Annotated in this window: 6 protein-coding genes and 1 tRNA gene; 4 read left to right on the top strand and 3 right to left on the bottom strand. The window is 40.6% G+C overall.

Going from position 1 to position 6,957, the window contains the following annotated elements; translation table 11 throughout:
• Positions 1–85 precede the first annotated feature (85 nt).
• A tRNA-Asn gene (locus PT281_RS06345) sits at positions 86–158 on the top strand.
• Positions 159–208: 50 nt separating this feature from the next.
• Here PT281_RS06345 and PT281_RS06340 read toward each other — a convergent pair.
• On the bottom strand, positions 209–1,135 hold the full coding sequence (locus PT281_RS06340; protein WP_277153016.1) for a LysR family transcriptional regulator: 927 nt from the start codon (positions 1,133–1,135) through the stop codon (positions 209–211).
• A gap of 115 nt (positions 1,136–1,250) precedes the next feature.
• Between PT281_RS06340 and PT281_RS06335 the strand changes: the two genes are divergently transcribed.
• Positions 1,251–3,131, top strand: coding sequence for a flavocytochrome c (locus PT281_RS06335; protein ID WP_277153014.1), 1,881 nt, complete (start codon positions 1,251–1,253; stop codon positions 3,129–3,131).
• Here the strand turns inward: PT281_RS06335 and citG are convergent.
• Positions 3,128–3,958 (bottom strand): triphosphoribosyl-dephospho-CoA synthase CitG, encoded by an 831-nt coding sequence (gene citG / locus PT281_RS06330; RefSeq protein WP_277153012.1) that lies wholly within the window; start codon positions 3,956–3,958, stop codon positions 3,128–3,130. The two genes, PT281_RS06335 and citG, sit on opposite strands and share 4 nt — an antisense overlap.
• A 222-nt stretch (positions 3,959–4,180) precedes the next feature.
• On the opposite strand from citG, the gene PT281_RS06325 reads away from it, so the two are divergent.
• Entirely contained in the window at positions 4,181–5,479 is a 1,299-nt protein-coding gene (locus PT281_RS06325; RefSeq protein WP_277153010.1) for a GntP family permease, read from the top strand.
• A 21-nt stretch (positions 5,480–5,500) separates the two neighbouring features.
• The gene (locus PT281_RS06320) at positions 5,501–6,646 is read left to right on the top strand and encodes a glycerate kinase (protein ID WP_277153009.1); all 1,146 of its coding nucleotides are present in this window, start codon (positions 5,501–5,503) and stop codon (positions 6,644–6,646) included.
• A gap of 60 nt (positions 6,647–6,706) precedes the next feature.
• On the opposite strand, the gene PT281_RS06315 is transcribed toward PT281_RS06320, so the two are convergent.
• Positions 6,707–6,937 carry a cytochrome b5 domain-containing protein gene (locus tag PT281_RS06315; RefSeq protein WP_277131007.1) on the bottom strand — a complete coding sequence of 77 codons (231 nt, stop codon included), beginning with the start codon at positions 6,935–6,937 and terminating at the stop codon, positions 6,707–6,709.
• Positions 6,938–6,957: the final 20 nt, after the last annotated feature.

The raw sequence follows: 6,957 nt of genomic DNA, 5'->3' as shown, positions 1-6,957 counted from the left end.
ACACAGTAGTTAAGCTTCTTCACGCCGAGAGTAGTTGGTGGGAGACTGCCTGCGAGGGTAGGACGCTGCCGTGCTTTTTTAATATTCCGGCTTAGCTCAGTTGGTAGAGCGCTTGACTGTTAATCAAGATGTCGTCAGTTCGAGTCTGACAGCCGGAGCAAGGTAAAAGGAAGAGGACCATTGGTCCTCTTTTTTTGTGTATCTTATTTTATCTAATAATTGGTTGAATCTGTAATTCTTGAAACTTAGCAATTAAATTACTTAGGCTAGGACTTAGTGCTTTTCCATGTTTGACTGCGATGAAATATTTTATTTCAATTAATTGTGGATCTAACGGTAAAAGATTGATTGGTGTCTGTGCCATTCGCTTAATGATACTGGCAGCTGAAATTGTTAAGCCTAAGCCTTTAATGGCTAAATTGGTAGCTGTGATGATGCTATTACTTTCTAAAATAATGTTGGGCTTAATATGGAACTTTTGAAAAGCACCGTCTACTTGGTGTCTGATTGCGGAATTAGCAGAGCTGACGACAAATGGTTCTTTTAATAGCTCTTTGATTTCATATTCTTCTGGGTCTAAAATGAATTTCCCTCTTTTAAAGTAGGGTGAAGCGGGTGGAATAATAACAAAGTATTTTTCACTACCGTTAACGTAAAAGTCTAATCCATGATTGAGGGATTCAGGTGTTTGACCGATGTAGCAGTCAATCTGTTCGTGTAATAATTGAGCCTCGTTTTTTCGCGGGAATGATTCGAACAGTTGAACCTTAATATTAGTATTATCAGTTAAGAAATTGGGCAACAACTCTGGCAGCAAAAAGGTTCCGAGACTTTCTAAAATACCAATTCGAATAATTTCTTTATCTGGGTGGACATAGGGCGTTAACTTTTGAGTTAAGTTTTGCTTGTTATTGATGGCTGTTTCTAAGTATTTGTAATAAATTAGGCCAGCTTCAGTTAAGGTAAAGGGAATGTTATTACGATTGATAATGGTAGCTCCTAGCTGGTGCTCAATTCGCTTTATTAGTTGGGTTAAATAGGGCTGAGAAATATACAATTCATGTGCAGCCCGGGTAAAATTACTTTCCTTGAGTAAAGCGTCAAGATAGTGTAATAAAATTTCTGGATTCTTCATTAACTTTCTCCAATAACAAAATTGTTATGACTTACTTATCATAAAAGTATTTTACGATTTAGCTGAAGATTAGTAAACTTTAGTTATTAAATGTTGCGGAAAGGAAGCACAAATAATGAAACCAGGTACATATAACGTAAAAGCAAAGGGTCATGGCGCTAGTTTTATGCCAATGAAGGTGACACTTTCTGAAGATAAAATAACTGATATTACAATTGATTCCAGTGGTGAAACTAAGGGAGTTGCCGATAAAGTTTTTGAGCGGCTACCAAAGCAAATCATTGCTAACCAAACTTTAAATGTTGATGCTGTGAGTGGTGCAACGATCTCAAGTAACGGTGTGGTTACGGGAGTTGCTGAGGCAATAACCCAAGCCGGTGGCGATGCTAAGGAATGGGAAAACCGCGCTAAGCCAAGTGTTAATGAAGGTGAAGATAAAGAATACACAACTGACGTTGTAGTAATTGGTGCTGGTGGTGCTGGTCTTGCTGCTGCGGCAAGAACAATTCAAAATGGTAAAAAAGTTATTGTTTTAGAAAAATATCCGCAAATTGGCGGTAATACAACTCGTGCCGGTGGTCCATTAAACGCGGCAGAACCTGACTGGCAAAAGCAATTTAAGGCACTTCCAGGTGAAAAAGAAAGCTTGATTAAGCTGGCAGAAACACCAATTGACGAGATTGATCCCGAATATCAGGAAGACTTTAAGAAATTACAAAAGCAGATTAATGCTTATGTCGAATCCGATGGCGATTACTTATTTGATTCAGTACTATTACATGAAATTCAAACTTATTTAGGTGGTAAGCGAAAAGATTTAAATGGTAATGAAATTCACGGTAATTATGCTTTAGTAACTGAATTAGTCAATAACGTATTAGATTCTGTTAAGTGGCTGACAGATTTAGGGGTTAAATTCGATCGCAGCGATGTTACCATGCCAGTTGGTGCTTTATGGCGCAGAGGTCATAAGCCAGTTGAGCCGATGGGTTACGCCTTTATTCATGTTCTAGGCGATTGGACCAAAGAACATGGGGCAACGATTTTAACTGAAACTAGAGCTAAGCATTTAATTATTAATGATGGTCAAATTACGGGTGTAGTTGCGGAAGATAGCAATGGTAGTAAAGTAACCATTCACGCGCAAAAAGTAATTTTAACTTCTGGTGGATTTGGTGCGAACACGCCAATGGTTCAAAAGTATAACACTTATTGGAAGCATATTGATGACGATATTGCCACAACTAATTCGCCGGCAATTACCGGTGACGGGATTGCACTTGGTCAAGAAGCTGGTGCTAAGTTGGTCGGCATGGGCTTTATCCAATTAATGCCTGTTTCTGATCCGAAAACTGGTGAATTGTTTACTGGTTTGCAGACACCGCCAGAAAACTTTATTATGGTTAATCAAAAGGGTGAACGTTTTGTTAATGAATTCGCGGAACGTGACACTTTGGCTCAAGCAGCCATTGCCAATGGTGGCTTGTTCTATCTGATTGCTGATGAAAAGATTAAGGCCACAGCCTATAACACAACGCAGGAAGCAATTGATGCACAGGTTGAAGCTGGCACTTTGCTCAAGGCTGATACACTTGAAGAATTAGCCGAAAAGGCAGGAATGGATCCAGCTGTTTTAGTTGCAACAATTAAGAAATATAATTCTTATGTTGATGCGGGGAAAGATCCTGAATTTGGCAAAAGTGCATTTCACTTGAAGTGTGAGGTTGCGCCATTTTATGCAACACCGCGTAAACCGGCAATTCACCACACGATGGGTGGTGTTAAGATTAATCCTAAGGCGCAAATACTTGATGAACAAGATCAAGTGATTAGCGGTTTATATGCTGCTGGTGAAGTAGCCGGCGGCTTACATGCAGGTAACCGATTAGGTGGTAATTCTTTGGCTGATATCTTTACTTTCGGTCGGATTGCTGCTGACACTGCTTGTAGTGAATTAAAAGACACTGATACGGCAACTGGCGCATCTGCACGTTAATAAATAAAAAAATAGTTGCGTTCTAATCCAACAAAAATAGTTACAATTAGTAAATCGGCACAGCCGCCTAAGCTGTAATTATGTTCTAGACAGTCTTGTGCTAGCTCAGTTAACTTTTGCTGGCCAGCTGGTGTAGCGTAGCCGCCCAAGGCTAAATACTCAGCAGCTTCTTGGTGCAGCCAATCAATTACCTGGGTATTGCCAGCGCGTTTAATTAGGTTGCTGTCGACAGTAACAGTTGCAATCTTCATTAACGTATCTAATAAGCGGGTTTGAACCGTTCCGGTACTATTTTTTAGAAAAGGGAGGGCAATCTTTTTAACAATTGGGTACCCCTGTTCGGCTTCAGCGCGAGCGCCGCCGTAGCCGTATTTGGCATACTCTTTTTCGCCGGCAGTTTGCGGCAAGGATGTATGACCCAAATCGTGTTTGACTAAGCCGTGACACATTTTTTGAATAGTGGTAAACAGTTCTGTCTGTTTAGTTTGGCAGTAACTTTCAGCGCAAGTGAAAATCCCTAAAGCAAAAATTGCCCCCTTGTGAGTGTTAACACCTTGAGTTGCCGTAAACATTGCTTTTTCAGCGTCCAGACCCTTTTGCCGGAGTATGTAAAACATTTGCGTTAAGTCGGGCTCTTTAAAAGTTTGACCAAGTTCAACCGCATCAGTTAAGTATTGTGTCAGGCTGAGGCTGCTGTCAATGAAAGTATAGATGTTCATGTCAAAGTGGGGACCGGGACTAGCAGGATCAACTAATCCGGGTTTGGGTTCGGTTGCAACTTCATATAAAAGTGCGCGCAGTGCATTTTGCGTAATTGAATTTATCATAGATTAATATCTTGCTTATTAAATTGTGTTCTAAAACTCGTATATTTGTAGTAACATAGTATTTTATGCTAATTATAATTTTTTACAAATTATAAGGTAATTTGAGAATAACATAAATTAAAAAGTGTCTCAAGTTGCTAGAGATTATTAAAAATATCAAGAACTTAGCAAAATAAATATATTGGTTAAGAAATATTTGTGTCGTTTTAAAAGGAGAAAAAAATGGTTTTAACATGGTGGTCGGCGCTGCTGGGCTTGATCTTAGCAATTATTTTAATATTAAAAAAATTAAATCCTGTCTATTCGCTGATTTTGGGAGCAATCTTTGCTTGTCTGATAGGTGGCGCTAATTTAACCCAAACGATTAATATTCTAGTTGCCGGCGGTCAAAGTGTGATCGGAACAATTCTGCGGGTTTTAGCTGCGGGGATGTTGGCTGGTGTAATGATGGAATCTGGCGCAGCCAATATAATTGCCAAATCAATTGTGAATAAGCTTGGTGATAAGTTGGCGATTTTTGCACTTGCACTTGCAACAATGGTTATTACGGCTGTCGGGGTTTTTATTCCGGTGGCTGTTTTGATAGTTGCGCCAATTGCTTTAGAGGTAGGCAAGAGGATGAATATTTCTAAATTGGCGCTATTAGTTGCATTATCTGGCGGCGGCAAAGCCGGCAATATTATTTCACCTAATCCCAATACAATTGCGGCCGCAAAAGGGTTTAAAGTTGAGTTAAGTCAATTAATGATTGCCGATTTTATTCCGGCGGTTGTCGCACTCTTAGTTACAGTAATTGTCGCTAGCTTAATTAAGGGCAAAGGTACAGCTGTTAGTGATAAAGATTTAGAAAATTCAGCTGCTGATAGTAATGATGCAGTTTTACCTTCTCTAGCATCAGCATTAGTTACTCCAGTCTTGGCTATTTTGTTATTATTAATTAATCCAATCGGTTCAATTTGTAAGTTAACTTTTTTAACTAAAATAAATTTGGATGCAATGTATGTTTTGCCAATTGCCAGTATTATTGGTGCACTTGCCATGAAGAAGGGCAAGAAGTTGCGTGCTTATGCGCAAGCTGGGATTGGTCGAATGACCGATGTTGTGTTAATTTTAATTGGAGCGGGGGCAATTGGGGCTACGATAACTAATTCAACCTTACCGCAATTAATCATTACGTTAATTAAGTCTTCCGGTATTTCCGGTGTCTTCTTGGCGCCGATTTCGGGTATTTTGATGGCAGCTGCGTCTGCATCTACGTCTACTGGGGTTATTTTGGCAACGGGGTCATTTACAAAGGCAATTTTGGGCTTTGGTATCTCACCACTAGCTGGTGCTGCAATGGTTCATACCGGTGCGATTGTAATTGATCATTTGCCACAAGGTAATTATTTCCACGTAACAGCTAATGCCATGAATATGGATATTAAGGAACGTTCTAAGGCAATTGGTTATGAAACGATTGTTGGTTTAAGTGCGACGATTGTTGCGACGATAATGTACGGCTTTATGCACTTAATGTAGTATTCAGAAAGGAATCTGATTGTGAAGATTGTAATTGCACCAGACTCATTTAAAGGAAGCTTAACGGCTAAAGAAGCTGCTCATGCAATTAAGCAGGGGATGCAGCCGATTTTGCCGCAAGCTGAATATACACTAGTACCAATGGCTGACGGCGGCGAAGGAACAGTAAGTGCCCTGACAGCCGCAACTAACGGTAAGCTGATCCAAGAACAAGTTACGGGACCACTAGGACAAGAAGTAACAGCAACTTATGGCATCTTGGGAACTTCTAATACTGCTGTAATTGAAATGGCAGCTGCTAGCGGATTGCAGTACGTGACAGAAGAGACGCATAATCCAATGATTGCCACGACTTTTGGTACAGGACAATTGATTATTAGTGCCCTTAATCAAGGCGTTAGCCAAATTATTTTAGGTATTGGCGGCTCGGCAACTAATGATGGTGGCGCTGGAATGGCTCAAGCACTTGGCTACCAACTGCTTGATAGTCAAGATTGCGAGCTTAGTTTTGGCGGCGGTCAGCTTGATAAGCTAGTTAAAATTGATACCAGCAAGGTTGATCCCAGGCTCAAAGAAGTAAAAATTCTAATTGCTTCGGATGTGACTAACCCGTTGGTGGGACCAGATGGTGCCAGTCATATTTTTGGTCCGCAAAAAGGAGCAACCCCAGAGATGGTGGCTCAGTTAGATTGTAACCTTGCTCATTACGCTGATGTAATTCAGCAAGAATTAGGTGTAGATGTTAAGAATCTAGCCGGTGCCGGCGCCGCTGGGGGCTTAGGCGCGGGGTTAATTGCTTTTACGAATTCGATGATGGCTAAGGGAAGTGATATTGTTATTCACTTTAGTGGTTTGAAGGAAAAGCTAAAGCAAGCTGATATCGTAATTACTGGTGAAGGCGGAATTGACTATCAAACACAGTTTGGAAAAACTCCGTATGGCGTTGCTCTTGCTGTTAAAGAGGTCGCGCCGAATGCTGTGGTGCTAGCACTGGCTGGTAATATTGGCGAAGATGTCAGTGCCTTGTATAAAGATGATATAATTGACGCAATTTTCGCTACGCCGATTGGGGCTGAAGCATTGCCACAGGCAATTGCCAATGCTGAACATGACGTGGCGATTACCGCTGAAAATGTCGCGCGCTTAATTAAGGCGCTGTGTAAATAAAAGTAATAAAAAAGCAGATGCCTTTTAAGGACATCTGCTTTTTTATGGGGCAATAATTAGTTAGTCTTCGTATGTACCAACTTGATTTAACTTAGCCAAAACGCTCTTGCCGTGAGGTGATTGTGCAATCCCTTCGTCTAAAGCTTGACCAGCTGAAAAGCCATGGTGTTCACCGTTAGTCCAGTGTGAATTACCGGTTACATCGTAAACCTTACCGTCAATAGCAACGTAAGCTGGGTTGCCGTTTTTACCATCGTATTTTGCTAAAGTATCTTTTGTGAACTTCTCCATTGAAGTACACTCCTTCCATA

Source organism: Lactobacillus sp. ESL0701, assembly GCF_029433445.1.
In the GTDB taxonomy this organism is placed as follows: Bacteria; Bacillota; Bacilli; order Lactobacillales; family Lactobacillaceae; genus Lactobacillus.
This window is presented reverse-complemented; position numbering and strand designations above follow the sequence as displayed.